This window comes from Candidatus Cloacimonadota bacterium (assembly GCA_012516855.1).
In the GTDB taxonomy this organism is placed as follows: Bacteria; Cloacimonadota; Cloacimonadia; order Cloacimonadales; family Cloacimonadaceae; genus Syntrophosphaera.
In genome coordinates, this window is the sequence record JAAYWB010000134.1 from 1 (window position 1) to 1,950 (window position 1,950).

A 1,950-nucleotide genomic window follows, 5' to 3' on the forward strand; every position below is an offset into this window, starting at 1 on the left:
CCCCGCCGATGCCACCGGCACACGCTATTACAGCCGTCCCAATCTTCAGTTGGCAACCCCGCAGACAGCGCCGCCCAACCCGGCTGTGGCGATCTACCCCACCCTGGACGGCTGGGCCTTTACGGACGGCACCCTCTCCTGGCAGAGCGGCGGCGGCTTGCCGAGCTCCTATAACGTCCATTTCGGCACCAGCGCCACCCCGCCCTTTATCCAAAACCAGCTGGAAACAACCTACACCCCCGTTTTGGAGCCCAACACCACTTATTATTGGCAGATCGTGCCCGTGAACGATATCGGTCCGGCAGTTGACTGCCCCGTGTGGAGTTTCAAGACCCCGTCTGCCAACCAACTCGCGGAAAGTTTTGAAGACACAAGTTTCCCTCCCATGGGCTGGACCAATGTGGACGACGCTTTCACGCGCAGCACCACATCTCCCTTCCATGGCAGCGCAACCGCTTACGAGTACATCGGAAGCGCGGGGAGCCTGCTCTACACTCCCATGCTGAGCATCGACGCCAGCTCCAGCCTCGACTTCTGGGCCCGCTCCTCTGCCACCTCCGGCATTGGCCGCATCCAGATCAAGTATTCGCAAAATGGCACAGACTGGCTGCCGGTCGGAGCCGAGATTGCTTTGCCGGAAAACAGCAATTGGAACAACTATGTGGTTGACCTCAGCAGCGTTACCCCCGGAAACTACTTCCTGGGCTTCAACGTGTATTCCTCGACCACATCCAGCACCTCATTCTATCTGGATCACATATTCGGGCCAGAAATGGCAGCGCTGGCTCCCGGAGCGGCCATCCTAACCGCTCCTGCCAATCTGGCTACCGATGTCAGCGCATGGCCCACCTTCACCTGGAACGCAGGCCCCGGCGGAATCCCCACAGGATTCAGGCTCTATTGCGACACCAACGCCAACCCCACCACTCTGCTGGCTGACGTGCCCGTCAATACTTATACCGCTACAGCCGCTCTGAACTACTCCACCACCTACTACTGGAAAGTGGTTGCTTACAACGCTACCGGCGAAGCTCCCGCCAGCGAAGTGTTCAGTTTCACCACCATAGACGATCCCATCATCAGCACCTTCCCCTGGATTGTCGATTTCGGCACTGATTCGTCAAACTGGGAGGTGCCAAACTGGAGCCAGCTCAGCGGCTTTTACCCAACTCCCACCGGCACTACATCCCAGTGGTTCCGCGATGATTGGCTCAACGGACCATCCGGCAACAACGCCTCCAAGATAAACATCTACGGTACCTCCCGTTATGGATGGCTTGTCACGCCACCCATCAACCTCCCCGCCGGAGAATATGAACTCAAGTTCGACGCCGCCCTGATGGACTGGAACTCCACCAACCCTCCCACCGGCACCCAGGCGGACGACAGATTCCTGGTCATCGTGGCAGACAACCCCAACATGAACAACCCCACATTGCTGAGAGAGTGGAACAATACAGGTTCAAGCGATGTATTCAACTCCATTCCGCACACTGGCCAAAACTATAGCATCCCCCTCACAGGCCTCACAGGCGTGAAGTATTTCGCTTTCTACGGCGAATCATCCGTCGGTAGCAATGGCGACAACGACCTGATGATCGACAACGTGACAGTGCAACAGGCAATGGCGAGCCCCGTATTCTCGGTTACTCCGGAATCCCACGATTTCGGCAGCCTGGCCATTGGCGCGACTGCCAGCCAGGATTTCACCATCAGCAACATTGGCGAAGGCACCCTTGGTATCAACAGCATCACGATTTCCACCAATCCCATGCTGACCCTGGCCAATCTGCCCACCCTGCCGGCCAGCCTTACTGCCGGTCAAAACATCAGCTTCGCGGTCAACTATGCCCCCACTGCTGCCGGAACTCACACTGCCACAGTGACGATTACTGACAACCTGGGAGCCAAGGCTGTGCACACCGTGAACATCACCGGAACTGCTACCGA

At 57.7% G+C, this 1,950-nt stretch carries 1 protein-coding gene; it reads left to right on the top strand.

Annotated features, from left to right (window positions below):
• Nucleotides 1-1,950 (top strand): choice-of-anchor D domain-containing protein (locus GX466_09480; protein ID NLH94426.1); only part of this gene is annotated, 1,950 nt, incomplete at both ends.